The following is a 26,426-nucleotide window of genomic DNA, read 5'->3' on the forward strand; positions in this document are numbered from 1 at the left end:
GGGGTGCTGTCGGCCGAGGAGCTCCACGCACGAGGCGTCGCGGCGATCAACGCGGGCCGCGTCGCTGCGGCGCGCACCCCTCTTGAGACCGCCCTGCGGCGATCGACGAGCGATGCGCTGAGCGGGTCGATCGAGGCCAGCCTCGCGTACGTCGCCTCGGAGTCGGGCCGACGCGACGAGGCGATACGCCTGCTCGAGTCGGCGCTGCTCCGCCCGGGCCTCAGCACCGCGGAGCGAGGACGCATCCACGGCCAGCAGGCCCTGCTCGCCATGCTCACCGGGCAGAACGCCGAGGCCATGTCCGCGTTCGGCGCCGCGATCCGGATGCTGAGCACCTCGCCCCTCCACCTCGGTCGTGCCCACGTCAACCGGGGCAACCTCTACCTCCAGCAGAACGACGTGTCCCGCGCGGCGCAGGACTTCGAGGCCGGGCTGGCGCACCTGGAGTCGACGGCGGAGCCACCCGAGGTGGCCATGGCGCGGCACAACCTGGGCTACACGCGGTTCCTCGCCGGCGACCTGGCCGAGGCCCTGCGCGACATGGACGCGGCCCGCACCGTGCTCGCGCCGCTGAGCGCCGTGGCCGAGGCGACCTGCGACCAGGACCGGGCCGAGGTCCTGATCGCCGCCGGACTCGTGGACGACGGCCGCGCCGCCCTGGCAGGAGCCGCCCGCGCCTTCGGGTCGCGGCGCCTGCGCCGGCGGCAGGCGGAGGCCGAGCTGACGCTGAGCCGGACCCTCCTGCTCGACGACCCGGCACAGGCCCTGGAGCGGGCGCGGTCGGCGCTGCGTCACCTCGACGCGTCCGCCACCGCGTGGAGGGCGCGGGCGGCCGCCGTGGTCCTGGCCGCCGAGGTCAGGCTGGGGCGCTCCCCGACCGCCCTCGTGGACCGCGGGCGCGACCTCGTGCCCCTCCTCGAGGACCACGGCCTGCACTGGCCCGCGGTCGAGACCCGGATCCACCTCGGCCGGGCCCACCTCCTGCGTCGGGACCCGGACGGCGCCGCAGCGACCCTGGCCGGGATCCGCACCGGTGCACGCGCTCCTCTGGCGGTCCGGCTGCTCGAGCGCGAGACGCGTGCCGAGCTGGCGGCGCACCGAGGTCGTCGAGCCGACGCCCTCGCGCACCTGCGCGCCGGCCTCGACGACCTCCACGCCTGGCAGAGCTCGTTCGGGAGCCTCGACCTGCAGACCATGGTCACCGGTCACGGCGTCCGCCTGGCCCGCACCGGCCTGCGCCTGGCCGTGGAGTCGCAGTCCTCCCGCACCCTCTTCGAGTGGTCGGAGCGGGCCCGGATGCTCGCCAGCCGCGTCCTGCCGATCCGCGCCCCCCAGGACGAGCAGACGCGCGCCGACCTCACCGAGCTCCGCTCCGGCCCGGCGCCGAGCCGCGAGGCGGAGCTCCGTCGACGCGTGCGCGAGCAGGCGTGGCGTCTGCGCGGCTCCGGCGAGGTCACCGAGCCCGTCGAGCTGGACGCCGTCGTCGGCGCCCTGCCCCAGGCCACGGCGGTCGTCGCGCACGTCGTCACGGACACCCACTTGGTCGCCCTCGTGATCACCGCCCGCGGCGTGGCGCGCCACGTGGTCGGCTCTCGCGCCGACCTCGTGGGGCTGCTGGACGGTCTCGCGCCGGACCTCGACGTCGCGGCGTCGTACCTGCCGGCGTCCCTCGCGGGCGCCGTGCGGCACGGGCTCGCGACCCGTCTGTCGCGGCTGGCGTCGCTGCTGCTGACACCGGTCCTGGACGACGTGGGAGACCGTGACGTGGTGCTGACCCCCTCCGCGCTGCTCGCCGGAGTGCCGTGGACCATGCTCCCCGGCCTCACCGGTCGCCCGGTCGCCGTCGCGCGCTCGGTCACCTCGTGGCTGTCCCGGGCGGGGGTGACGCCGCTGACCACCGCCGGGCTCGTGGCCGGCCCCCGGGTGGAACGCGCGGTGGCCGAGGTCGAGGCCGCGTCACGGCAGTGGCCCGGGAGCCGGGTCCTGACCGGGGAGGCGGCCACGGCCGCCGCGGTCTCCGACCTCGCTGCCGGCGTCGACCTGCTCCACGTCGCCGCGCACGGCCGGCACTCGGCCGACAACCCCCTGTTCTCCGGGCTCGAGCTCGCCGACGGCTCCTGGTTCGGCTACGACATCGACCAGCTGTCCTCGGTGCCGCAGGTGGTGCTGCTGTCGGCGTGCGAGGGGGGCCGGTCGTCGGTGCGGCACGGCGAGGAGCTGATCGGGATGGCGACCGCGTGGCTGCACGCGGGCGCCCGGTGGGTGATCGCCTCACCGGCCGCGGTCGACGACCGGGTCGCGCACGACACCCTGCTCGCGGTGCACGCCGGGCTGCGGGCCGGGCTCGCCCCACCGGTGGCGCTCGCCGCCGTCGAGCACCGGGCCGACGCGGCGCCCGTGCCGTTCGTCTGCCTCACCTGAGGTATCAAGGGCGGCGCCGCCCGCTCCTCTCCCCCGAAGCCGCACCTCAACCCGGGGAGTCCAGATGAGTCTCAAAGTCGCGCTGGTGGAGCACCACGAGATGTTCGCCGAGACGCTCGACCTCGCCCTCAGCCTGCACGGCCACGAGGTCGACCAGGTGCCGATCCCGACCAGTGGCGCCTGGGGGGAGCCACTGGTCCGGGCGGTGCTCAAACGGCGGCCACACGTGGCCATCCTCGACGTCGATGCCGACCAGGTGGGGGACGTCGCGCACGTGACCGGGCCGCTTACGGACGCAGGCGTCGCCGTCGTCGTCCTCACGTCGTCCCGTAACCCGGCCCGCTGGGGCGAGTGCCTCCACCACGGCGCCCGCCGCGTGGTGCCGAAGACGGCGCCGCTGCAGACGATCGTGAGCACGCTTCGCCGCCTCGAGGCCGGCCTGCCCGTCATCCCTCGCGACAAGCGGGAGGCACTGGTCTCGTGCTGGCGACGCGAGTGCACGGCCGAGCGCGGCGCCCAGCAGCGACTCGCCTCCCTGACCGCGCGGGAGATGCAGGTGCTCGGCCACCTCTCCTCCGGGCGCCAGGTGCGTGACATCGCCAAGGCCTGCGTCGTCTCGGAGGCCACGGTGCGCACCCAGGTGAAGGCGATCCTCGGCAAGCTCGACGTCGGCTCGCAGCTCGCCGCCGTCGGCCTCGCCCACCGGACCGGATGGCGCGCGCCGCAGCTGCAGTGAGCCGTCGCCCGTCCCGGGACGAGCGCACGACGTACATCACGCCGGTCACCGTCGCCGATGCCAGGACACCGATGACGACGCCGCCCACCTCACCTTGACCACCGCGTACGTCGCCGCCACGAGGAACACCAGCAGCGGCAGCGCGCGCTGCACGAGCTCGTACCCGGCGCTGGCACCGATGCCCTCGCACCAACGCCCCGCCGGGGCTACGGTGCGGCATGGCCACCCACTGGACACTGGGCTGCGACGCCGCCGACCCGCACGCGCTGGCCGCCTTCTGGGCCGGCGCGCTCGACTACGTGCCCGAACCCGGCTACGACGACCCGGACGGTGCCTCGATCGTCGACCCCGACGGCGTTGCGCCGGCGATCTCCTTCCTGAGGGTGCCCGAGGGCAAGACGGCCAAGAACCGCCTGCACATCGACATCCGCGTCGCGGGCGAGCCGCCGTGGGACCTGGCGGAGCGCGAGCGGCTCATCCGCGCCAAGGCCGACGAGCTGCAGGCCACCGGAGCCACCCACGTCCGCGAGCAGCACTACGACGGCGCCCTGGGCCACGTCGTGATGCTCGACCCCGAGGGCAACGAGTTCTGCGTCGCCTGAGCCAACGTCGAGGCACCCGCGTGGTTGCTCGTGCGGTCCGGGACAACCGGTCGCACGCCGTCTCGGACAGCGATCCGTGACGGCCTCCACCGCACGGTAAATTGCGCGCCATGCGTCTCCTCCGCTCTCTCCTGCCTCCCTTCCTGGCCGCTCTCCTCGCGCTGGTGCTCGTGCCGACCGTCGCCCTCCCGGCACACGCCGCGACCGGCACGATCACGGGCACCGCGGTCGACGCGAGCGGGAAGCCGCTGCAGAACGTGTACTGGGAGCTCTACACGCTGGAGGGGGGCACCTGGACGACGCTCCAGTTCGGTCCGAAGCTCACCGACAGCAAGGGCCGCTTCTCCCAGCCGGTGAAGGTCGGCGGCCAGTACCGCGTCTGCTTCTCCGACTCCTACTACGGCGAGTCGACCTCCGCGGAGTTCTACTGGCAGCCCGAGGTGCGCCACGCGGACCGGTGCTGGCCCAACGCCACGTCGTGGCAGACCGCCCAGACGTGGACCTCGACCGCGGCGACGCCGTCCAGGTCGGTCTCCGTCACGCTGCCGAGGCAGGGCCTCGGGATGGCGCCGGTCGACCCCTTCATCACCGGCTCGTACCAGGTCGGCGACCGCCTCAGCATCGTGGGCCAGGAGGGATGGCGGCCCACGAACGCCACCTTCAGCTACCAGTGGATGTCGCGGACCGACAACGCCCCGGTCGCCCCGATACCCGGCGCCACCGCGGCCACCTTCGTCCCGACGGCCGCGCAGTCCGGGAAGTGGATCTACGCCACGGTGACCGCCAGCCGGCCGGGATACAAGCCCGCCAGGCTCACCACGCCGGTCACCAAGGTGGGCACCGCCCACGTGCAGCCGACGTCGCCGCTGGCGATCACCGGCTCGGCGAAGCCGGGCGCCACCCTCACGGCTGCGTTCGGCAAGCCGGCCAACACCTACAGCGAGATCCGCTGGTACGTCGACGGCGTGCCGCAGCCGAGGCACACCTCGTACGACTCCGGCGCCTCCACGTTCCCGGTCGCTGCCGCCCACTCCGGGGCACGGGTCGACGCGCGCCTGAAGATCTACAAGAAGGACGCCAACGGCAACTACGTCGACGGAAGCGACACCTTCCAGCGGGCCCTGGTGCGGATCAGCGGGAGCCGGCCGGCCCAGGCGCTGCCGGCTGCCGCAGCCCCGGCGGGCAAGCCGACCGTCGGCCGGGTCCTCTCGGCGCCCGCACGCGTCACCGCCGACCCGCAGGCGACGTTGAAGTACCAGTGGATGCGCGGAGCCGCCGCCATTCGGGGCGCGACCGCGCGTCGCTACCAGGTGCGCTCCGTCGACGTGAACAAGAAGCTGAAGGTCCGCGTCACCGTCAGCCGCCCCGGTTGGCCGAACACGTTCGTCCGCACCTCGACGGCCACCGTCGCGAAGAAGGCACTCAAGGTCGGGCAGGTCAAGGCCGTGGGGAAGGCGAAGGTGGGTCAGCGGCTGACCGCGAAGACCACCGGATGGCGCCCGAGCTCGGTCAGGTTCCGCTTCCGCTGGCTGCGGGACGGGCAGGTCGTGCGTGGTGCCACCAGGGCCTTCTACAAGATCCGCAAGGCCGACCGCGGCACGGTCATCAGGGTCCGCGTCACCGCGATCAAGGCGACCTACCTCAGCGTCATCAAGACCAGCAGGGGACGCAAGGTCTCGCGCTGACGGGTCGGCGTTTCCCGTCACCGAGCCGGTAGGGTTGCCGGATCAGTCGGACGCCGACTGCCGGACGAGGGCGCCGTACCCGGACAGCGACAAGACGGCCACGAGGAGTGGTCATGTCGTGGTTCGTCCTGGTCGTCGCCGGAGCCCTCGAAGCCGTGTGGGCCGTCGCGCTCGGCAGAAGCGAGGGGTTCACGCGGCCGACGCCCAGCATCGTCTTCCTCGTCGCCCTCGCCGCCAGCATGGGCGGGCTGGGCTACGCGATGCGCACCCTGCCCATCGGCACCGCGTACGCCGTCTGGGTCGGGATCGGCGCCTCGCTGACGGTCGCCTTCGGCATGCTGACCGGCGACGAGCCGGCCAGCCTCGTCAAGGTGCTGCTCATCGTCGGCCTCGTCGGGTGTGTCATCGGGCTCAAGCTCGCCCACTGAGGAGCGTCAGCCCCGCTGCACCGGCCCGGTCGGACGCGAGGTGCGGACCAGGCGGTCGTACGCCGTCGTGGACGCGACCACGCGCACGGTGACCCGCTTGCCCACCTGGCCGCGCCTGAGGGTCCAGCGGACCTTGTGGGCACCGGGGATCCTCCTGCCGGCGGCGTACCACTGGACCTTGGTCGCCGCGCCCCGGATCGCGGCGCCGCGCACCGCCAGGGTGCGGCCGACGACCGGTCGGCCGGCGATCGACAGCCGCACACCTCGAAGGCGCCCGCGGCCGACGCGCGTCAGCGGGGTGGAGACCGTGCGAGGGGACCAGTCTGAGACCGCCCCCGTCACCTGGACCCGCAGGGATCGGCCGAGGAGGGATGCCGGGACGCGGTACGACGGCCCGGTCGCGCCGGGGATCTCCTCGTCCCCCACCAGCCACTGGTAGCCGAAGGCGTCCACGCCGGCCCAGTCCCCGCGATCGACCCGCACGGTGGCGCCGACGCGCACCGGGCCGAGCAGGGCGGGGGCGCGCGTGTTCGTGGCCGTGCCGTTGCCGCACGGGCCGGCTCCTCGTGCCTGGCACGGGTAGGGCTGAGGGGCGGTCGCGGCATGGTCCGGGGTGTCACAGCCGGCGGCGTCACGACCGGTCATGTCGACGCGGGCGTCGGCGGCTCCCAGCCGGGCGAGCTGGCCGAAGGCCTCGGCGACCAGCTGGCGAGGCAGGGGCGCGTAGCCGTAGGGGGCGGCGGAGCGCTGCCCGGCGCACACGGCGTAGGCGGCGACGTCGACGAGCGTCTGCCGCTTGGACGTGGTCATCCGACGGTCCTCGGCGCCGGTCGGGACGATCATGGACGCGTACGACGAGAGCGGGTAGCTGCGCCGGTCGCGGGAGTCGTGGACCCCCTCCAGGTCGGCGACGTGGTCGGTCCCGACCTCGGCGTGCCGCAGAGCCACGGCGACGTTGGCCGGGGTGGGCCGGACGAAGTATCCCGCCGCGTTCTCGACCGCGACCACCGGGACGTCGGGCCGCGAGTACGGAAAGGAGCTCTCGACGTAGCCGATCGACCCGTTGCCGCCGGGGCCGTGCACGGCGTCCATCACCTCGGCGGAGCCGTCCCGTCCCAGCATGGCGGAGCCGTCACGCAGCGGGTAGTGGGAGGTCGGCCCGGGCCCGCCCTGGTAGGGCCACCAGATGGTCGGGTGCTCGTGATCCAGCCAGGACGTGAGCTGGTACGTCGATCCTGCGACGTCGGCGCGCACCACCGGCACGATGGGCAGCGACGGAAGCCGGCGGCCGTTGTTGTCCGCGGAGATCGCCGGGTCCGCCCAGTCCGTCACCTCGTCGGTGAAGATCTTGGCCAGGGTCGCGCCGGAGAGCCGCAGGTTGCGCACCACCGTGTCGCCGAACCTCAGCTGGTAGGTGAAGGCCGTGCCGCCTCCGAACATCGGCAGGGAGGCGAACTCGCGCCCGGTGCCGTCGGGTTCACCCTGCTGGTCGGTGCCGTCGTACGGGAGGTCGGTGACGGCGAAGTCGGTGACGCCGCGGGCGAAGTCCTCGCCGCCTCGCGTCGACCCGCCGCCCATGTAGACGACCTTCATCCCTCGCGCGTCGACGTCGGCGATCCACTGCGAGAGGAGCCACTCCCCCCAGGTCGAACCGCTTCCCTCGACCTGCGCGTACGGCGCGGCGGCGACGGCGGCTGGCGCGGCGAGTCCGCCGAGGAGGAGGGCACAGGTCGCGAGCAGCGCAGCCAGGGAACGAGGCACAGCGCGAGGCTGCCAGGTCGTCGCCCGCTGCGGAGCCGCTTCGTGCGGCCACTCGATGAACGTCTGGTGTCCTGCAGGTCGTCAGCCGAGCGCGGCGAGCTTGCGCCGGAGGAGGTCCCGCTCGCGGTCGTTGCGGCAGCGTCGTACGGCGATCTCCAGCTCGCCCCGCGCCTCGTCGCGTCGCCCGAGCCTGGTGAGCAGCTCGCCGCGGACGCTCGGGAGCAGGTGGGAGTCGGCGAGCGCGCCGGCGTCGACGAGCTGGTCGACGACGGCGAGGCCGGCCGCCGGGCCGGAGGCCATCGCCACTGCGACAGCGCGGTTGAGCTCGACGACGGGTGAGGGCGCGAGGCGGCCCAGCGCCTCGTAGAGCAGCACGACCCGGTCCCAGTCGGTGCCGACGACCGAGGAGGCCACCGCGTGGCACTCGGCGATGGCGGCCTGGACGCCGTAGGCGCCGAGCCCGCGGCCGGACCTCCCGGCCTGCACCAGGGCGGCCCGGCCGCGGCCGATCGCCGAGCGGTCCCACCGGCGGCGGTCCTGGTCCTCGAGCAGGACCGGCTCGCCGGCGGGGCCGACCCGTGCGGGGAAGCGCGCCGCGGTCAGCTCCATGAGGGCGAGCAGGCCGTGGGCCTCCGGCTCGTCGGGCAGCAGCCGGGCCAGGATCCGCGCGAGGCGCACCGCCTCCCCCGCGACGTCGGTGCGGATCAGGTCGCCGCCGTGGCTGGCGGTCGAGCCCTCGGTGAAGATCAGGTAGAGCACACTCAGCACCGAGCCCAGCCGGTCGCGGCACTCCTCGCGCGAGGGCACCTCGAAGCGCACTCGCGCCGCACCGAGTGTCTTCTTCGCCCGCGTGATCCGGGCCTGCACGGTCGCGGTCGGCACCAGGAAGGCGCGCGCGATCTCGTCGCTGGTCAGGCCGCCCAGGACCCGCAGGGTCAGCGCCACCTGCGCCTCGCGCGACAGCACCGGGTGGCAGGAGATGAACATCAGCGCCAGCGCGTCGTCGTCGATGCGGTCGGGGTCCCACAGCACGTCGGAGCCACCGTCGCCGCCGCCCTCCTCGGCCTCGCGCGCCAGGGCGGCGTACCGGTCGTCGAGGGCGGCGCGGCGGCGGAACGCGTCGATCGCGCGCCGCCGGCCGACCGTCAGCAGCCAGCCCGCCGGGTTGGCGGGCACGCCGTCGCGCGACCAGCCGACGAGGGCCTCGGCGAACGCCTCCTGGGCGAGGTCCTCGGCCAGCGCGAAGTCGCCCGTGAAGCGCGCGAGGGTGCCGACGATGCGCGTCGACTCGATGCGCCACACCGCCTCGACCGCCTGCCGGCCGCCTCCGCTGAGGCTCACAGCTGGCCGGTCGACTCCCGCCAGGCGCGCTCCTTCTTCACCCACTCGTTGTCCTGCGGGAACTCGTCGATGCTCGGCACCCGGCGGATCTCGGCCTTCATGCCCGGTCCGGAGAGCGGGGCCCGCTTGGCCCACTCCACGGCCTCCTCCTGGGACGCGACGTCGAGGATCCAGAAGCCGCCGAAGAGCTCCTTGGTCTCGCCGTAGGGGCCGTCGGTGACGACCGGCGGCTGCGAGGAGTAGTCGACGACCACGCCGAGCGAGGCGTCCTCGAGGCCCTCGGCGGCGACCAGCACGCCGGCGGTGACCATCTCGTCGTTGAAGCGGCCCATCGCGTCGATGATCTCGCTGAAGTCGACGTCCACGGAGGCCTCGAAGGTCTCGTCGGTCGAGCGCATGATCAGCATGTACTTCATGGTGTTCTCCTCGGTGTGGCGGGTCTCTGTCGGACCCTCTCACCCAGCAGTCGAACGGCGGAACGTCCGATCGACATCGTGCTGAACTTTTCTGACAAGCCTGTGGGGCGCCCTCCGGCGGGCCGTCGCGGGCGGGATGAAAGCGTGGAGGCGTGACGAGCATCGCCGACCCGCCCGCCTCGGGGCACCTGCCCGGCAGCTCGGGCTACCGCCGCGTCGTCGGCGCCCTGGTCGCCTCCGGCGTGGCGACGTTCGCGATGATCTACAGCACCCAGGCGCTGCTGCCCGAGCTGGTCGACGAGTTCGGGATCTCCTCGGCGCAGAGCACGCTGTCGGTCTCGCTCACCACCATCGGCCTCGGCGTCACCCTGCTCCTCGCCGGCCCGTGGTCGGACGTCGTCGGGCGGACCCGGCTGATCCACCTGTCGCTGGCCGCGTCCACCGTCGTCGGCCTCGCGTGCGTCTTCGCGCCGAGCTGGCCGGCGCTCCTCGGGCTGCGGCTGCTCCAGGGCATCGCGCTGGCCGGGCTGCCGGCCGTCGCGACGGCGTACCTCCGCGAGGAGACGCACCCCTCCAGCCACGGCCGGGTGGCCGGTCTCTACATCGGCGGTACGGCGCTCGGCGGCATGGCCGGGCGCCTGGTCGCCGGGTCCGTGGGCGAGGCGGCCGGATGGCGTTGGGGCCTGGCTGCCAACACCGCCATCGGCCTGCTCTGCGCGCTCGCCGTGCTCGCGCTGCTCCCCCGCTCGCAGCACTTCCGCGCCGCGCCGACCGGGGCCGCCGCGCTGGTGCGGATGGCGCGGCGGGCCCTCTCCGACCCGGCGCTGCTCGCGCTCTACGCCATCGGCGGCTGCTCCTCGGGCGCGTTCGTCGCCGTGCTCAACACGCTGGGCTTCCGGCTGACGGGGCCGCCGTTCGACCTCGGGCTCGGCATCGCCAGCCTGGTGTTCCTCTCCTACTCGCTGGGCAGCCTCGGCTCCGCCCTGTCCGGCCGGCTGGCCGACCACTACGGACGGCGCGCGGTGCTGCCGCTGGCCTGCGCGGTGGCGGTGGCCGGCGCGCTGCTCACGCTGCCGTCGTACCTGCCCCTGGTGCTCGCCGGCCTCGGCCTGCTGACGATCGGGTTCTTCGCGGTGCACGGCGTGGCGAGCGGATGGGTCCCGGCGCGCGCACACGCGGGCGGGGTGAGCATCGGGCAGGCGGCGTCGCTCTACCTGTTCTCCTACTACCTCGGCTCGTCGGTCTTCGGCAGCCTGGCCGGCGGGGCCTGGACGGGCGCCGGGTGGCCGGGCGTCGTCATCCTGTCGACCGTGCTCCTCGTCGTGGCCGCGCTGCTCGCCCAGCGGCTGCGCCGTACGCCGACGCTGCTGACGGCAGCGCCATGACGCCGACGACGGTGACGACGCCCGACGGGTTCGGGCTGTCGGTGCAGGTGACCGGGCGCGAGGACGGACCGGTGCTGCTCCTGCTGCCCGGGCAGGCCAACTCGCACGCGTGGTGGACCGAGACGCGTCCGGCGTTCGAGGAGCGCTGCCGCGTCGTGACCTTCGACTACCGCGGCACGGGCGGCAGCCGCGGCCCCGTCGAGCGGTGGACGACGGCGAGCTTCGCCGACGACGCCGCGTGCGTGATCGCCGCCGTGGGGGACGAGCCGGTCGGGGTCTACGGGACTTCGATGGGCGGACGGGTCGCGCAGGTGCTCGCCGCCGAGCATCCCGAGCGTGTGCGCCGCCTGGCGCTGGCCTGCACCTCCCCCGGCGGCCCGCACGCGCACGAGCGCGGGACCGACGTACGGCGCGAGCTCTCCGACCCCGACCCGGCGAAGCGCCGGGCGACGCTGCGGCGCCTCTTCTACACCGACGCCTGGCCGCACCGGCCCGAGGACAGCCACCTCTTCGGCGACCCGACCATGACCACCGACGAGAGCCGCGCGCACCTGCGCGTCAGCGCCCGCCACGACGCCTGGGACCTCCTTCCCCGCATCGCCTGCCCCACCCTCGTCCTGCACGGCACCGACGACCTCATGGTCCCCGGCGACAACGCGGCGCTGATCGCGGAGCGGATCCCCGGCGCGACGACGTACCTGCACGAGGGGGGACGCCACGGCTTCTTCGAGGAGTTCGCCCACGACATCACCCCGCGCGTCCTCGACCTCCTCCACGCCTGAGCCCGCCCCGGAGGTCGAGCAGCGAGCGTAGCGAGCGCCCGTCGAGACCTCGCACCTGACCGCCCGCGTCGATTGCTGCCACGTCCAGGCTGCGGGCACTGGCAGCATGGCCTGATGGATGCTTCGCCCACCGTCGTAGAGGTCGACGAGCGAGACAGTCACTGGGAGGACTCGTCCCCTCGGTTTCGCGTCTATATCCAGATGAAGGCGGAACCGCCCTACTCGGCAGACACCGCCACCTACGACCTGACCGACTGCGACGTGGCGGACGCGATCGCGTGGGCACGCACCACCGCACGAGAGGACTCGACGTACGCCGTGGCACTCGTGGTCGATGACAGACATGAAGAGCTGTCCAACCCTGGACACGGGCGGGGACTGATGTGGATCCTCGGGCGAGACATGAACTCCGGCCACTGAACCTGCGCTGGCGTATTCGCGCTCTACCGCCACCGGTGGTTGCGGAGGTTGTGCTGGCAACCATCTCGAAACCAAGACCCTCCGGTGGTCGAGCGGCGAGCGCCCGTCGAGACCCCCGCACCCGACCGCCTGCCTCCACTCATCGGGTCTCGACGGACGCTCGTCGCTGACGCTCCTCGCTGCTCGACCACCGGACTGGTTTCGAGGCTCGCTGCGCTCGCACCTCAACCACCGAAGTGGGCTCAGGGGGTGTCGGGTGTCGGCGGGCGGGTCTAGCGTCCGGGCATGGGTGACTTCACGGACCAGGACCTGAGCGGGACCCGCTTCGAGCGGGTCGACCTGAGCAACACGCGCTTCGAGCGCGTCCATCTCGAGCACGTCGAGATCATCTCCTCGGAGATGTACGACATGACCATCACCGGCACCGACCTGATCGGCGTGCGCATGCACGGGGTCGACATCATCGACCTCGACATCAAGGGCTACGTCGGCAAGCTGACCGTCAACGGCGTCGACGTGGCGCCGATGATCGAGGCCGAGCTCGACCGCCGCCATCCCGGGCGGGCCAAGATGCGGCCCACCGAGCCGGCCGGCTACCTCGAGGCGTGGGACCTGCTCGAGGAGCTGTGGGACGGCACCGTCGAGCGCGCCCGACGGCTCGACACCGCGCTGCTGCACGAGTCGGTCGACGGGGAGTGGTCGTTCATCGAGACGCTGCGCCACCTCACGTTCGCCACCGACTCCTGGGTGAGCCGGGCGATCCAGGGCGACCCGTCACCGTGGCACCCGCTCGGCCTGCCGTGGGACGAGATGGAGGACACCCCGGGCGTCCCCCGCGACCGCGAGGCCCGCCCGTCGCTCGACGAGGTCCTCGAGATCCGCCGCGACCGGCGGGCGCGGGTGCGTCGGCTCCTCGACCAGCTGACCCCGGAGCAGCTGGCGAGCGAGACGGACCCGGTCGACGCCACCGGCTGGCCGCCGCCTCGCAGCTTCCCGGTCGACGAGTGCCTGCGCACCGTGCTCAACGAGGAGTGGGAGCACCGGCTCTACGCCGAGCGCGACCTGGCGATCCTGGAGGAGCGCCGGGGCTGACCTCAGGCGAAGAGCGACTGCCCGACGTACTCCCCCGGCTTCGCCCCGGGAGGTATGGCGAACAGGGCGGACCCCGTGGTCTTGAGGTACTCCATCAGCGCGTCGTTCTTCGCCATGGCGTTCTGGATCGGGATGAAGCCGGTGCGCGGGTCGCGCACGTAGGCGATGAAGAACAGCCCCGCGTTGAGCCCGCCGAGGGAGTCGCTGCCGTCGACGAAGTTGTAGCCGCGGCGCAGCATCCGGGCGCCGCCGTGCTGGTCGGGGTGGACGATCCGCACGTGCGCGTCGGCCGGGATGATCGGGCCGCCACGACCGGGCATGGCGAAGTCCGGCTCCGAGAACTCCTCGCCGCCCGACAGCGGTGCGCCGGTGCCCTTGGTGCGGCCGACGATGTTCTCCTGGTCGCCGAGCGGCTGGCGGTCCCAGACCTCGATGGTCATGTTGAGGCGGCGGGCGACGAGGTAGGAGCCGCCCGCGAGCCAGGCGCCGTTCGCGTCGTCGTCGCCGCCGACCCAGACGTGGTCGGCGAGGGCGGCGTCCTCCTCGGCCTTGACGTTGGCGGTGCCGTCCTTGAAGCCGAAGAGGTTGCGGGCGGTGTCCTGCGACGTCGAGGTGGACGACGTCCGGCCGAAGCCGAGCTGCGACCACCGCACCGACACCGTGCCGAAGCCGATGCGGACCAGGTTGCGCACGGCGTGCACCGCGATCTGCGGGTCGTCGGCGCAGGCCTGGATGCACAGGTCGCCGTAGGAGCGGGTCGGGTCGAGGTTGTCGGCCGGGAAGTGCGGCAGCGTCTGCAGGGCCTCCGGCTGACGGTCCGCGAGACCGAAGCGGTCGCGCCCCTCGGCGTCGCGGAAGAGCCCGGGCCCGAAGCCGAACGTGATCGTCAGCCCGCTCGCCGGCAGCCCGATCGCCTCGCCGGTGTCGTCGGGCGGGAGGTCGAGGGAGCCCTCGACCGGCCCGATCTCGCCGGCGGCCTGTCCCTTGGTCATGCGCTCGGCGGCCACCGTCCACGCCTGGAGCAGCTCGACGAGCTCCTCGCGCGAGTCGGTGACCACGTCGAGCGCCGCGAAGTGCAGGCGGTCCTGGGCCGGGGTGACGATGCCGGCCTGGTGCTCCCCGCGGAAGGCGTACGACGCCGCGCGGGCCGCCGCGGGCGTCATCGCCGCCGGGGCGTCGGCCGTGGCGCGGCCGGTCGCGAACGCGCCGGCCACCCCGGCGGCGGCCACGCCACCGCCGAGGAGCCCGCGTCGGGAGACCCTGGGAGCCATGGTCAGGACAGGACCGCGGCCGTCAGGCGCGACAGCGGCTCGGACAGCGCGTTGACTGCGTCGGAGAGCCCCTTGATCTCGTCCTGCGACAGCTCGTCGTAGTAGCGGAAGCCGTCGTCGGTGCGCTGCGCGTCGAGCAGGACCTGCAGCTCGTCGAAGCGCGACTCCAGCTCGGTGGCCAGCTCGGGGTCCTTCTCCTCCAGCAGCGGCTTCACGCCGTCGAAGCCGACCTTGGCGCCGTCGACGTTGGCCTGGAAGTCCCACAGGTCGGTCCGCGACCAGTACTCCTCCTCGCCGGTGACCTTGCCCGTGGCGACCTCCTCGAGCAGGCCGCGCGAGCCGTTGGCGATCTGGTCGACGGTGAACGTCAGGTCCTGGATGCGGCTGTCGAGCGTCTGGGTGTTCTTGAGCAGGTCGTCGGCGTAGAACGCGCGGTCCTTCGGGCTGAGCGCGGCGTACTTCTCCGCGCGGGCCGGCCACAGGTCCTTCTCGAGGAGGTGCCAGCCGGTCCACTTCTGACCGGGCTCGAGGTCGGCCTCGCGGGCGTCCATCATCGGGTCGAGGTCGCCGAACGACTCGGCGACGGTCTCGATGCGCTCCCAGTGGGTGCGGGCGTCGGCGTAGAGCGCGCGCGCCTCGTCGTCCTTGTCGCCGGCCTTGTAGAGCTCGACGAACTGGCCGGTCTTGACCAGGAGCTGGTCGGACTGGTCCTGCACGTAGGCGGCGTAGTTGTCCTGCGCGGCGGTGACCAGACTCTCCTCGTCCTCGCTCACCTTCACGTCCTCGTCGGACTCGGTGACGGTGAAGTCGGAGCGGATGCCGTCGCCGGTCATGCCGGGCTTGCAGGCGGTGACGTACTTGCCGGCCGGCACGTTGGCGGTCAGCGGTCGGCTGATCGAGGGGCCGATGTTCTCGACCTCGGCGACGATGCGCAGCCCGTCCTCGGCCAGGAGGTAGAACTCGGTGACCTGCGAGCCGCTGTTGGTGACGTCGAAGGTGACGGTGCCCGCCGGCGCCTCGGAGGCGGAGACCTCGCACGCGTCGTCGGAGGAGTCGACCGTCAGCGCCCGTCCGTCGCCGGCGTCGCCGCCACCACCCGAGGGCTCGGTGCTCTCGGTGCCACAGGACGCGAGGACGGGCGCGGCCACCAGCAGGCCGGCGGCGATCCAGGAGAGACGCTTCACGGGTTACTTCCTTCGGGGACAGGGGTGGGGCGGGGCGAGGCGGCCGGACGCGGCCTCGTCGTACGGAAGAAGAGGTAGGAGACGGGGACGACGTAGCCGACCCACGCGATCGCCTCGAGCACGGTCGTGGCGGGCGAGAAGTTGAAGATTCCCTTGAGCAGGGTGCCGTACCAGGAGCCCGGCGGGATCACGTGGCTGACGTCGAAGGCGAGGGTGTTGAGCCCCGGCAGGAAGGCCGCCTCCTGCAGGTCGTGCACGCCGTAGGCGAGGACGCCGGCGGCGACGACGATCAGGAACGCGCCGGTCCAGGTGAAGAAGCGCGAGAGGTTGATCGTGATGGCGCCGCGGTAGATGAGGTAGCCGAGGACGACGGCGGTGAGGATGCCGGCGAGCGCTGCCAGGAGGGGCTCGGCGGTCTGCTGGGCCGTCGGGGCGAGGTCGCGGCCGATCGCGGCCTGGGTGTTGGTCCACAGGATGAGCGCGGTCTCGAGGCCCTCGCGGCCCACCGCGAGGAACGCGACGACGACCAGGGACCAGGCGCGGCCCTCGGCGGCGACGTCGATGCGACCGCGCAGGTCGTGGCCGATGGTGCGCGCGGCGCCGGCCATCCAGAAGATCATCCACGTGACGAAGACGACCGCCACGAGCGACAGCGTGCCGCCGATGAGCTCCTGGGTCTCGAAGGTGAACTTGCGCGACTGCAGGCCCAGGCCCAGCGTGATCGCGAGGCTGAGCAGGACCGCGGAGCCGACGCCGAGCCAGATCCGCGGCAGCAGGTGGCGTCGGTCCGTCTTGACGAGGTAGGCGACGAGGATGCTCACGACGAGCGCGGCCTCGAGCCCCTCGCGGAGACCGATCAGGTAGTTGCCCAGCACAAGGGGACAGCCTACGCCCGATGCTTAGGCCTGCCTAACCTTTGTGACGTGTCCTAGATCGCGCAGCCGTCGGGGCCGCAGACCGCCCCGTCGGCGCCCTCGGCGCCGGCCACGACCTCGATCGTCGGGTGGGTGTCGGCCCACGCCCGCTCGAGCACCTGGGTGAACGCCTCGGCCGGCTGGGCGCCGGAGATGCCGTAGCGCTGGTCCACCACGAAGAACGGCACGCCGGTGGCGCCGTAGGCGCGCGCCTGGGCGATGTCGGCGGCGACCGCGTCGCCGTACTCGTCGGAGGCCAGGACCGCGTCGACGCGCTCGGCGTCGAGGCCGGCCTCGGTCGCCGCGGCGCGCAGGACCGCGTGGTCGCCGACGTCCTCCGCACGCGTGAAGTACGCCGCCAGCAGGCTCTCCTTCAGCTCGCGCTGCAGCGCGGGGCCGCCGGTCGCGAGGGCGAGGTGGAGCAGCCGGTGGGCGTCGATCGTGTTGGTGTGGAGGGTGTCGAAGAGCCGCAGCTCGAGGCCCTCCTCCGCGGCGGTGTCCATGAGGCCCGACATCATCGGGCGCATCTCGTCCACGCTGCGGCCGTACTTGCGCGCGATGCTCGGCAGCGTCAGCTCGGTGCCGTGGTGCGGCGCCGTCGGGTCCAGCTCGAAGGAGCGGTAGACGACCTCGACGTCGTCGGCGTGCTCGAAGTCGCCGAGCGCCGACTCCAGCCGGCGTTTGCCGACGTAGCACCAGGGGCAGACGACGTCGGACCAGATCTCGATGCGCATGCCGGGTCAACGCGCGGACGCCGACCCGGCATTCCCGCTCAGCAGGAGCGACGCACCTCGGCCCGGCAACGGTCGCGGCCCGCGCCCCCCTCGGCCCGGTCCTTCCCGCGTCCACCGATGAGCAGGTCACGCGACCCGCGACCTCTCATGAGATCGTCACCCCCCTCGCCGACGAGCGTGTTGCGGCGGTCGTCGCCGATCAGGACGTCCCGGTAGGGAGTGCCGTAGACCTTCTCCACCCCGACGAACGAGACCCGGCCACCCCTCAGCCGCGCCCGACCGAGGCTCAGGTCCACCCGCACCCCCCGTCGATCGCGGGGACGCAGCGTGATCCCGTCCTGCCCGGCCCCGGCGTCGACACGGACGTCGCAGACCGCCCGAGACGTGCAGGTGCGGCCCGCCTCGACGTAGAGCTCGTCGTCACCGGGACCGCCGATCGCCACCGACCGTCGACCGTGGACCTGCAGGCGGTCAGCCCCCGCGCCCCCCTCGGCACGACCCGTCAGGGTCAGGGTGTCCTTTCCGTCGCCGCCGTAGGCCACGTCCGGGGCTCCCCCGACCGCACCTGCGGAGGCACGGGTGCCGCCCACGAACGCGTCCCGGCCGCCCGAGCCCAGGAACGTGTCGGAGGACTGCGTCCCGACGTAGCGCTCGATGCCGCTGAACGTGTCGTGCCCCTCTCCGTCCGCCGTCCTCTCCGCCACCGAGATGCGGACGCCCGTCTCGCCCCGGAAGACCAGCTCGGTGGAGCCACGTCGGCCGACGACGGTGTCGTCCCCGCCCCCGGGGCTGACCCGGACGACGTCGTCAGACCGCGTCCCCGTGGTGGCGTCGACGATCCGGTCGTCACCCTCGCCCCCTCCGCCGGACCCGCCCCGGTCTCCGACGAAGACCAGCTCGTCGTCGCCGGCGGCACCCAGGGCCACTGCGTAGCCGCCAGGACCGCCCGCCTCGATGCGGTCGTCGCCGTCACCGCCGCCGATGACGATGTAGGTCCCGTCCCCGGAGCAGATGACGTCGTCCCCGCCGAGGCCCTGGATCTTCAGGGCGAAGTGGCCCATGCCGTCGATGACGTCGGGGCCCTCCGTCCCGAGGACCGTGCTGTTGCTCGTGGTGGCACGGATGGTGACCGCCTCACCCTGGCAGAGACGTACTGCCGCCTCCGCAGGCGCGGCGGCCGCACCCAAGCCGACGGACACTGCCCCCAAGGCCACCAGCCCGACGGTCGCGGCCACCACAGGCCCACGGCGCCTCTCGACGTTCAGCATCCCTCGCTCACCTCCGTCCGGCACCGGTCGCGACCCGAGCCGCCGTAGGCGGTCGCGACCTCGACCGCCGACCAGCAGGTCCCGACCGCGACCGCCGGTGAGCGCGTCCGCGCCGCCCCGACCCTGCAGGACGTCGTCGCCGTGGTCGCCGTGGAAGGAGTTGCGCCGCGCGTTCCCGATGAGGACGTCGCGACGCTTCGTGCCGATCAGGTCCTCCACCCCCGCCAGCGCCACACGGCCCCGAGCCCCCATGCTGGCCCGCCCGGAGGCGAGGTCGATGCGCACGCCCTGGCGGCCGCCCGGCCGCAGGGTCATGCGGTCCACGCTGGCGCCGCCGTCCGCGCGGAGACGGCACGCAGCCGTGCAGGTGCTCCCGGGAAAGAGCCTCAGGCTGTCGTTGCCGGGTCCCCCCCAGGCCGCGGCGGTCGGTCCGTACACCCTCAGGCGGTCGCCCCCCTTGCCCCCTTCCGCGCGACCCACGACCTCCAGGGAGTCGTAGCCATCGCCGCCGTACGCGCGGTCAGGGGCGCCGCTCGGCGCGAAGCGGCGGGTCCACGGCCCGCCGAGGAACGTGTCGTTGCTCCCCGACCCCACGAACGTGTCCGAGGCCGTGGTCCCGACGAAGGCCTGGATACCGCTGAACGTGTCGTGCCCCTCACCCTCCGCACGGCCCTCCCCGACGGAGATGCGCACTCCGGTCGTTCCCCCGAAGACCAGATGGGTCGAGTCGGGATTCCCCACGATGGCGTCGTCCCCGGGCCCCGGAGTCACCGTGATGTAGCCGGACGAGGTGGTCGAGTCGACGAAGCGGTCGTCGCCCTCGCCTCCGCGGCCCTCGCCGTACCCGTCTCCGACGAAGACCAGCTCGTCGTCACCGGCACCGCCGTCGGCCGCGTTGTCGGCCGCGTGCTGTACCGGAGACACCCTCATCTCGATCCGGTCGTCGCCGCCACCGCCGTGGATCGCCATGGGGCTCTCAGGTCCGGAGCAGATCACGTCGTCACCGCCGAGACCCAGGATCGTCAGAGAACCGTGACCGGCGCCGTCGATCACGTCGGGGCCTCCCGTCCCCTGCACCGTGCTGGCGTCGGCCGTCGCGACGATCGTGACCGGTTGCCCCTGGCACGTGGTGGGAGCCGCGCCGGCCGACCCGGTCGGACCCGCCGCCGCGAGCGCCAGGCCCGCCCCGGTCGTCGCGAGCAGGACGACGAGCTGCTTCCTCGTGCCCGCGCCTCGGCTCAGCATGAGCGACGCACCTCCGCCTGGCACCGGTCGCGGTCTTCCCCACCGTCGGCGCGGTCACGACCCCTACCCCCGACGAGCACGTCCTCACCGCGATCGCCGATGAGCACGTCCCGTCCGCCGCGCCCCGCCACGCGGTCGTCACCGCCACGGCTCTTGATGCGGTTGCGACGTGCATCGCCGCGGATCACGTCGGCCCGGTGGCTTCCCAGGACGTTCTCGACGGATCGGATCGTCGAGGCGCCGCCCTGGACGCGCACCCGCCCGGCCGCGAGGTCCACGACGGACATACGGGCGTATTCGAGGTCCAGGGTGTCCACCCCGGAGCCGCCCTCGAGCCTGCCTCGCGCACAGAAGCTCGGGCAGTCGACCTGCTGCAAGCCGTTGGGGAACGCGGGCAACAGCACGTCGTTCCCCCGGCCGCCGACCAACCGGAAGGGCGTCCGCTCGCTCGGCGGGCTCCCCTCGAAGTCGCTGCCGAAGAGCCGGTCCGCGCCAGGTCCCCCCAGCGCGACTCCGCCCCCATGCAGCGAGATCTCGTCCGCACCCTCCCCGCCACTCACTGAGCCGCCGCCGGAAACACGAGCGCGATCGTCGCCCGGCCCGAGGTTCACCGAGCTGCGAAACGCACCGACCTGGTCGTCCCCGACGCCGGTACTGATGACATCGCCCTCCTCGGACTCGCCGAAGGGGCCGGACACGTAGCGGTCGTCGCCCGACGATCCGATGTACCGGTCGGAGAAGCGGCTGCCGGTGATCATGGCCCGGCCCACGAAGGTGTCGGTGTCCTCGCCGTCGACGACGGTGCCGGCGGCGGCGTCGATCGACAGACCGGCCAAGGCACCGTCGTACATGAGCCAGGTCGAGCGGTGGGCGACGAAGTGGTCACTACCAGCTCCGCCGACGAGATGGTTGCTCCCGTCGTAGTCCCCTCCGATGTCGCCATTGCCCTCGTCCACCAGTGTGTCCTCGCCGCCGTCGCCGTAGACCCGGGCCCTGTCGAAGGCCGTGGCGCACACGAGATCGTCGCCACCCATGGCCCGGACCGTCACGTTGTGGATGCCTGCGGTGCTGATGACGTCGTCCCCGTCGGTGCCCAGGAGCTCCTCGTAGTCGGCCGTGGCGGCGATCGTGACCGGCTGTCCCTGGCACGTCGTAGGCGCCGCGCCGGCCGACCCGGTCGGACCGGCTGCCACGAGCGCGATGCCGGCCCCGGTCGTCGCGAGAACGACGCCGAGCCGCCTCGCCATGCCCGAGGATCGGCTCAGCATGAGCGACGCACCTCCGCCTGGCACCGGTCGCGGGCGAGCCCGCCGTCGGCCCGATCACGCCCTCCTCCTCCGTCGAGCACGTCCCGTCCGCCGGCGCCGTAGAGCCTGTCCGCGCCGCCTCGGCCCCTCAGGAGATCGTGACCGCCCTCCCCGTAGAGGCGGTTGGGTCGCGCGTTCCCGATGATCACGTCCTGATAGGCGGTGCCGACCACGTCCTCCAAGCCCACCAGCGAGACCCGGCCACGATCCCCCATGCTGGCCCGACCGGAGGTGAGGTCGACCCGTACGCCCCGACCCCCCGGGTTCAGGGTCACTCGGTCCAGCCCGGCACCACCGTCGGCGTGGAGGCGGCACGCGGTCGTACAGCTGGACCCGGGGAAGAGCAGGAGGCGGTCGGAGCCGGGCCCGCCCGATGCCGAGGCGTTCGGACCGTGCACCCGCAGGCCGTCGGACCCCTCGCCTCCCTCCGCGCGCCCCACCAGCTCCAGGAAGTCCGAGCCACCGCCGCCGAACGCGACGTCAGGGGCACCGCTGGGCGTGGAGCCGTCAGTCTCCGGCCCACCCCGGAACGAATCGTCGCTCTCCGACCCCACGAACGTGTCCGACGCCGCGGTGCCGACGAAGCGCCGGATCCCGCTGAACGTGTCGTGCCCCTCACCGTCCGCGATGCCGTCCCCGGCCACGATCCGCACCCCTGCCGAGCCGCCGAAGACGAGCCGGGTCACGCGGGCGCGTCCCACCACGGTGTCGTCCCCGGGCCCCGGGACCATGGTGACGGAGGGCCAGTTGTACGTCGCGTCCACGAGGCGGTCGTCGCCCCCGCCACCGCGGCCCTCCCCGTCCCCGTCCCCGACGAAGAGCAGCTCGTCGTCGCCGTCGCCACCGTCGATGGTCACGTAGCTGCCGGCTCCTGAGCAGATCACGTCGTCACCGCCGAGACCCAGGATCGTCAGAGAACCGCGACCGGCACCGTCGATCACGTCAGGGCCCTCCGTCCCCTGCACCGTGGTGGCGTCGGCCGTCGCGACGATCGTGACCGGTTGCCCCTGGCACGTGGTGGGAGCCGCGCCGGCCGACCCGGTCGGGCCCGCCGCCGCGAGCGCCAGGCCCGCCCCGGTCGTCGCGAGCAGGACGACGAGCTGCTTCCTCCTGCCCGCGCCTCGGCTCAGCATGAGCGACGCACCTCCGCCTCGCACCGGTCGCGGCCGGCTCCGCCGACGGCTCGGTCGGGCCGCCCGCGGCCGCCGATCAGCACGTCCGCGCCACCCCGCCCTACCAGGACGTCGGCGCCGCGGATCCCCTCGAACCGGTTGCGGCGGGCGTCGCCACGGATGACGTCGTCGTAGTGGCTGCCCAGGACCCGCTCGAAGAAGCCGATGTCCGACACGCCACCGCGCACCCGGAGTCGTCCGGCCGCCAGGTCGACCACGGAGTCCCGCCAGTTGAGGTCGAGGGTGTCCACTCCCGTGCCACCCTCCAGGCTTCCGCGAGCGCACGAGCCCGGGCAGTCGGCCCGACGCGCCGCGGCGGGGGGCGACAGCACGTCGTTGCCCGGGCCGCCCGACAGCCGGTAGAAGGTCCTCTCCTCGTCGAAGGGCGAGAGGGTGGTGTCGAGCCGGTCCGCACCCGGCCCACCGAGAGCCCTGCCCCCCTCGGTGAGCGTGATCGTGTCCTTGCCCTCACCCCCGGTCACCGTCGCGCGGACCACGTGCGCGCGGTCGTCACCTCGTCCGAGGGTGACCGAGCCGCCGTAGGCCCGCACGAAGTCATCCCCCGCGCCGGTGTTGATGACGTCGTTGTCGAACCTCTGGTCCGGATCCGGCCCCAGGACGGACTGGTACCAGTCGTTGCCAGCCGTGCCCACGTAGTGATCGGCGAAGCGACTGCCCTGGATCCTGGGGCGACCCTCGAAGGTGTCGATGTCGTCGCCGGCGACGACAGTCCCGGCTGCGTCGATGGAGACTCCCGCCGGGGCGTCCCCGTAGCTGAGAACGCTGGTCCGGGCGGCGACGACGTGGTCACTCCCGGCGTCGTCGAAGAAGAACGTCCTGCCCCAGAAGCGCTCCTGTGCGGCCTGCGACTTCTCCACGAGGGTGTCGTCGCCTGCCCCACCGCGGATCTCGGTGCCGTCCCCGACGGTCGTGCAGACCAGGTCGTCGCCACCGCCTCCCAGTACGTTCACGAAGATTCGCCCCGCGGTGTGGATGACGTCGGGCCCGTCGGTGCCCTTCAGCGTCGAGAAGTCGTCCGTCGCGACGATCGTGACCGGCTTCCCCTGGCACTTCAAGGGGGCCGCACCAGCGGGAGCCGTCGGACCCGCGGCCATGAGCGCGAGGCCGGGGACGGCGAGGGCGAGCAGGGCGGTCAGCGTGGACGTGCGGCGTGGAGATGGCATCAGTGCTCCCGAGGGACGAGGTGGTTCGTGCGCTTCACACCACGACTACGCGTCCCGACCCCGATCAGGTTGTCATCGTCGGGTGGTCTGGACAGGGACGACCCCGAGACGGTCTCGGGGTCGGGCCCAGGGGACGACGGGGAGCCTTCCCCGATGTGAGCGAGGCGGCCTCGGCGCGAGGCTTCTCGACATGATCACCATCGAGAAGCTGACCAGGAAGTACGGCGCGTTCACCGCCGTCGACGACGTCACGTTCGAGGCGCGAGCCGGCCGGGTCACCGGCTTCCTCGGCCCCAACGGCGCCGGCAAGTCGACCACCATGCGGGTCATGGTCGGGCTCACGCCGCCGACCTCCGGCACCGCCCTCGTCGCCGGCCGGCGCTACGCCGACCTGCCCAACCCGGGCCGCGAGGTGGGCGTCCTCCTGGACGCCTCGGCCCAGCACGCCGGCCGCACCGGCCGCGAGATCCTCGCCATCGCCCAGCAGACGATGGGCCTGCCCAAGTCGCGCGTCGACGAGATGCTCGAGGTCGTCAGCCTCACCGACAAGGAGGCCGGCCGTCGGGTGCGCAACTACTCGCTCGGCATGCGGCAGCGCCTCGGGATCGCCACCGCGCTGATCGGCGACCCCGAGGTGCTGATCCTGGACGAGCCGGCAAACGGCCTCGACCCGGCCGGCATCCGCTGGATGCGCGACCTGCTGCGCGGCTACGCCAACCGGGGCGGGACGGTGCTGCTGTCCTCCCACCTGCTGCACGAGATCGAGGTCATCGCCGACGACATCGTCGTCATCGGCCAGGGCCGGATCGTCGCCCAGGGCACCAAGGCCGAGCTGCTCGAGTCGGCCGGCACGGTCGTGCGCAGCGACGACCTCCCCGCGCTGGTCCGGGCCCTGGAGGCCGCCGGCCTCAGCGGCTCGCCGTACGCCGACGGCGCGCTGCGCACCGACGCTGACGCCTCCACCATCGGCAGGGTCGCGCTGGCGGCCGGCGTCGCCCTCACCGAGCTCCGCGCCGCCGACGGCGCCGGACTCGAGGAGATGTTCCTCGAGCTCACCGCAGACACCCAACGAGAAGGAGTAGCGGCATGAGTGCCGTCGCCACCACCCCCACCGCCGCCGTCGACCGGCCGGCCAGCACCACCCGTCCCGTCCACGCGCCCATCCCGCTGATGCGGGTGGCCGGCGTCGAGCTGCGCAAGATGTTCGACACCCGGTCGGGCTTCTGGCTCATGGCCAGCATCGCGATCCTGGCCACGGCCGCGACCGCCGCGGTCATCATCTTCGCTCCCGACGACGAGCTCACCTACGAGACCTTCGCCACCGCCATCGGCTTCCCCATGGCCGTGCTGCTCCCGATGGTCGCGATCCTGTCGGTCACCGGCGAGTGGAGCCAGCGCACGGGCCTCACGACGTTCACGCTGGTGCCGCACCGCGAGCGTGTCATCGCGGCCAAGGTGCTCGTCTCCGTCGGCGTCGGCGTGGTCTCGATGCTCGTCGCCGGCGCGATCGGCGCCGTGGGCAACGTGCTCGGGACCGCGATCACCGGCACCGACCTGGTGTGGAACGTCTCGGTGGTCGAGTTCTCCTACATCGTCCTGGCCAACGTGCTCGGCATGATGATCGGCTTCATGCTCGGGGTGCTCATCCGCAACTCCCCCGGCGCCATCGTGGGCTACTTCGTCTACTCGTTCCTGCTGCCCACGCTCTCGATGCTCCTGGCCGACAGCGTGCAGTGGTTCCGCGACGCCCAGCTGTGGGTGGACTTCAACTTCGCCCAGGGTGCGCTCTTCGAGGGCGAGATGTCCGGGGAGGCGTGGGCCCAGCTCGCCGTCGCCGGCACCTTCTGGCTGGTCATCCCGCTCGCCGTCGGGCTCGGGCTGGTGATGCGGTCCGAGGTGAAGTAGGGGTTTCGAGACGGGACTTCGTCCCTCCTCAACCCACGGAAATGGCCGCTGGCCCGTCGCAGCTTCTGCGACGGGCCAGCGGTCTGTGCACGCTGTCAGCGGGCGGAGCTGCCCTCGACGTAGTCGGAGTCGTGGCTCTTCACCCAGGCCATGAGCTTGCGCAGCTCGCGGCCGGTCTTCTCGATCGGGTGCGACTCGCCCTGCTCGCGGAACTTGGTGAACTCCGGGGAGCCGTTGTCCATGTCGGTGATGAAGCGCTCGGCGAACGCGCCGTTCTTGATGTCGGCGAGCACGTCCTCCATGTTCTTCTTCACGTCGGGCGTGATCACGCGCGGGCCGGAGACGTAGTCGCCGAACTCGGCGGTGTCGGACACCGACCAGCGCTGCTTGGCGATGCCGCCCTCGTACATGAGGTCGACGATCAGCTTCAGCTCGTGCAGGCACTCGAAGTAGGCGACCTCGGGCTGGTAGCCGGCCTCGGTGAGGACCTCGAAGCCGTACTGCACCAGCTGCGAGGCGCCACCGCACAGGACGGCCTGCTCGCCGAACAGGTCGGTCTCGGTCTCCTCGGTGAAGGTCGTCTTGATGCCGCCGGCGCGCAGGCCGCCGATGCCCTTGGCGTAGGAGAGCGCGAGCGGCCAGGCGTTGCCCGACGCGTCCTTCTCGACGGCGACGAGCACGGGCACGCCGCGGCCGTCGACGTACTCGCGACGCACGAGGTGACCGGGGCCCTTGGGGGCGACCATGAAGACGTCGACGCCCTCGGGCGGGGTGATGTAGCCGAAGCGGATGTTGAACCCGTGACCGAAGACCAGGGTGTCGCCCTCGGCGAGGTGCGGCGCGATCTCCTCGGCGTACAGCTTGCGCTGGTGCTGGTCCGGCGCCAGGATCACGATCAGGTCGGACTCCTCGGCGGCCTCGGCGGGCGTCACGACGCGCAGGCCCTCGGCCTCCGCCTTCGCGCGGCTCTTGGATCCCGGCTGCAGCCCGACGCGGACGTCGACGCCCGAGTCGCGCAGCGACAGCGCGTGGGCGTGGCCCTGGCTGCCGTAGCCGATCACCGCCACGTTCTTGCCCTGGATCAGGGACAGGTCGGCGTCATCGTCGTAGAACATCTCAGCCACGTCGGGCTTCTCCTTCTGGTGGGGTCTTCGCTTCGAAGATAGGGGTACG

Annotated in this window: 23 protein-coding genes and 1 riboswitch; of the genes, 11 read left to right on the forward strand and 12 right to left on the reverse strand. The window is 72.8% G+C overall.

Annotated features, from left to right (window positions below):
- Window positions 1-3 precede the first annotated feature (3 nt).
- From IRQ30_RS16970 to IRQ30_RS16990, 5 genes are all read left to right on the forward strand, one after another.
- A complete protein-coding gene (locus IRQ30_RS16970; RefSeq protein WP_193614160.1) occupies window positions 4-2,421 on the forward strand; it encodes a CHAT domain-containing protein in 2,418 nt (805 codons plus the stop codon).
- A gap of 64 nt (window positions 2,422-2,485) precedes the next feature.
- Window positions 2,486-3,157, forward strand: a complete 672-nt coding sequence (locus tag IRQ30_RS16975; protein WP_193614161.1) for a response regulator transcription factor — start codon at window positions 2,486-2,488, stop codon at window positions 3,155-3,157.
- Between the two features lie 218 nt (window positions 3,158-3,375).
- Complete coding sequence (locus tag IRQ30_RS16980; RefSeq protein WP_193614162.1) at window positions 3,376-3,759, forward strand: VOC family protein; 384 nt, start codon at window positions 3,376-3,378, stop codon at window positions 3,757-3,759.
- Window positions 3,760-3,869: 110 nt separating this feature from the next.
- Window positions 3,870-5,444, forward strand: coding sequence for a hypothetical protein (locus IRQ30_RS16985; RefSeq protein ID WP_193614163.1), 1,575 nt, complete (start codon window positions 3,870-3,872; stop codon window positions 5,442-5,444).
- Window positions 5,445-5,484: 40 nt separating this feature from the next.
- Window positions 5,485-5,549: riboswitch (guanidine-III (ykkC-III) riboswitch) on the forward strand.
- Between the two features lie 8 nt (window positions 5,550-5,557).
- Window positions 5,558-5,872, forward strand: a complete 315-nt coding sequence (locus IRQ30_RS16990; RefSeq protein WP_193614164.1) for a DMT family transporter — start codon at window positions 5,558-5,560, stop codon at window positions 5,870-5,872.
- 6 nt (window positions 5,873-5,878) lie between these two features.
- On the opposite strand, the gene IRQ30_RS16995 is transcribed toward IRQ30_RS16990, so the two are convergent.
- The 3 genes from IRQ30_RS16995 to IRQ30_RS17005 form a co-directional block, all read right to left on the reverse strand.
- Window positions 5,879-7,633: a substrate-binding domain-containing protein gene (locus tag IRQ30_RS16995; RefSeq protein WP_193614165.1), complete on the reverse strand. Its 1,755-nt coding sequence runs from the start codon at window positions 7,631-7,633 to the stop codon at window positions 5,879-5,881.
- 81 nt (window positions 7,634-7,714) lie between these two features.
- Window positions 7,715-8,974 (reverse strand): RNA polymerase sigma factor, encoded by a 1,260-nt coding sequence (locus tag IRQ30_RS17000; protein ID WP_338089762.1) that lies wholly within the window; start codon window positions 8,972-8,974, stop codon window positions 7,715-7,717.
- On the reverse strand, window positions 8,971-9,390 hold the full coding sequence (locus tag IRQ30_RS17005) for a YciI family protein (RefSeq protein WP_193614166.1): 420 nt from the start codon (window positions 9,388-9,390) through the stop codon (window positions 8,971-8,973). The genes IRQ30_RS17000 and IRQ30_RS17005 overlap by 4 nt, the downstream gene beginning before the upstream one ends.
- 152 nt (window positions 9,391-9,542) lie before the next feature.
- On the opposite strand from IRQ30_RS17005, the gene IRQ30_RS17010 reads away from it, so the two are divergent.
- The 4 genes from IRQ30_RS17010 (at window position 9,543) to IRQ30_RS17025 (ending at window position 13,069) form a co-directional block, all read left to right on the forward strand.
- Window positions 9,543-10,775 carry an MFS transporter gene (locus IRQ30_RS17010; protein WP_338089763.1) on the forward strand — a complete coding sequence of 411 codons (1,233 nt, stop codon included), beginning with the start codon at window positions 9,543-9,545 and terminating at the stop codon, window positions 10,773-10,775.
- Complete coding sequence (locus tag IRQ30_RS17015) at window positions 10,772-11,557, forward strand: alpha/beta fold hydrolase (RefSeq protein WP_193614167.1); 786 nt, start codon at window positions 10,772-10,774, stop codon at window positions 11,555-11,557. The genes IRQ30_RS17010 and IRQ30_RS17015 overlap by 4 nt, the downstream gene beginning before the upstream one ends.
- Window positions 11,558-11,671: 114 nt before the next feature.
- On the forward strand, window positions 11,672-11,977 hold the full coding sequence (locus IRQ30_RS17020) for a hypothetical protein (RefSeq protein ID WP_193614168.1): 306 nt from the start codon (window positions 11,672-11,674) through the stop codon (window positions 11,975-11,977).
- 285 nt (window positions 11,978-12,262) lie between these two features.
- Window positions 12,263-13,069, forward strand: coding sequence for a DinB family protein (locus IRQ30_RS17025; RefSeq protein WP_193614169.1), 807 nt, complete (start codon window positions 12,263-12,265; stop codon window positions 13,067-13,069).
- Between the two features lie 2 nt (window positions 13,070-13,071).
- Here IRQ30_RS17025 and efeB read toward each other — a convergent pair whose 3' ends face one another.
- Genes efeB through IRQ30_RS17065 form a run of 8 tightly spaced genes read right to left on the reverse strand, consistent with a single transcriptional unit; the run spans window position 13,072 to window position 23,348 of the window.
- Entirely contained in the window at window positions 13,072-14,340 is a 1,269-nt protein-coding gene (gene efeB, locus IRQ30_RS17030; protein WP_193614170.1) for an iron uptake transporter deferrochelatase/peroxidase subunit, read from the reverse strand.
- 2 nt (window positions 14,341-14,342) lie between these two features.
- A complete protein-coding gene (efeO, locus tag IRQ30_RS17035) occupies window positions 14,343-15,524 on the reverse strand; it encodes an iron uptake system protein EfeO (protein WP_193614171.1) in 1,182 nt (393 codons plus the stop codon).
- Window positions 15,521-16,399, reverse strand: coding sequence for an iron uptake transporter permease EfeU (gene efeU, locus IRQ30_RS17040; protein WP_193614172.1), 879 nt, complete (start codon window positions 16,397-16,399; stop codon window positions 15,521-15,523). The genes efeO and efeU overlap by 4 nt, the downstream gene beginning before the upstream one ends.
- A 53-nt stretch (window positions 16,400-16,452) precedes the next feature.
- On the reverse strand, window positions 16,453-17,172 hold the full coding sequence (locus IRQ30_RS17045; RefSeq protein ID WP_193614173.1) for a DsbA family oxidoreductase: 720 nt from the start codon (window positions 17,170-17,172) through the stop codon (window positions 16,453-16,455).
- Between the two features lie 38 nt (window positions 17,173-17,210).
- Complete coding sequence (locus tag IRQ30_RS17050; protein WP_193614174.1) at window positions 17,211-19,685, reverse strand: calcium-binding protein; 2,475 nt, start codon at window positions 19,683-19,685, stop codon at window positions 17,211-17,213.
- Complete coding sequence (locus IRQ30_RS23975; RefSeq protein ID WP_193614175.1) at window positions 19,679-20,932, reverse strand: calcium-binding protein; 1,254 nt, start codon at window positions 20,930-20,932, stop codon at window positions 19,679-19,681. Before IRQ30_RS23975 ends, IRQ30_RS17050 begins: the two co-directional genes overlap by 7 nt.
- A gap of 14 nt (window positions 20,933-20,946) precedes the next feature.
- Complete coding sequence (locus IRQ30_RS17060; protein ID WP_193614176.1) at window positions 20,947-22,125, reverse strand: calcium-binding protein; 1,179 nt, start codon at window positions 22,123-22,125, stop codon at window positions 20,947-20,949.
- The gene (locus IRQ30_RS17065) at window positions 22,119-23,348 is read right to left on the reverse strand and encodes a calcium-binding protein (protein ID WP_193614177.1); all 1,230 of its coding nucleotides are present in this window, start codon (window positions 23,346-23,348) and stop codon (window positions 22,119-22,121) included. Before IRQ30_RS17065 ends, IRQ30_RS17060 begins: the two co-directional genes overlap by 7 nt.
- 190 nt (window positions 23,349-23,538) lie before the next feature.
- Here IRQ30_RS17065 and IRQ30_RS17070 point away from each other — a divergent pair, with 190 nt between their 5' ends.
- Both IRQ30_RS17070 and IRQ30_RS17075 read left to right on the forward strand, forming a co-directional pair.
- Complete coding sequence (locus tag IRQ30_RS17070; protein ID WP_193614178.1) at window positions 23,539-24,438, forward strand: ABC transporter ATP-binding protein; 900 nt, start codon at window positions 23,539-23,541, stop codon at window positions 24,436-24,438.
- Complete coding sequence (locus IRQ30_RS17075; protein ID WP_193614179.1) at window positions 24,435-25,253, forward strand: ABC-2 transporter permease; 819 nt, start codon at window positions 24,435-24,437, stop codon at window positions 25,251-25,253. The genes IRQ30_RS17070 and IRQ30_RS17075 overlap by 4 nt, the downstream gene beginning before the upstream one ends.
- Window positions 25,254-25,348: 95 nt before the next feature.
- Here the strand turns inward: IRQ30_RS17075 and ilvC are convergent, their stop codons facing one another.
- Window positions 25,349-26,377, reverse strand: a complete 1,029-nt coding sequence (gene ilvC / locus IRQ30_RS17080; RefSeq protein ID WP_338089764.1) for a ketol-acid reductoisomerase — start codon at window positions 26,375-26,377, stop codon at window positions 25,349-25,351.
- Window positions 26,378-26,426 lie beyond the last annotated feature (49 nt).

Origin of the sequence: Nocardioides lijunqiniae, from assembly GCF_015024225.1 — a bacterium.
GTDB classification, from domain to species: Bacteria; Actinomycetota; Actinomycetes; order Propionibacteriales; family Nocardioidaceae; genus Nocardioides; species Nocardioides lijunqiniae.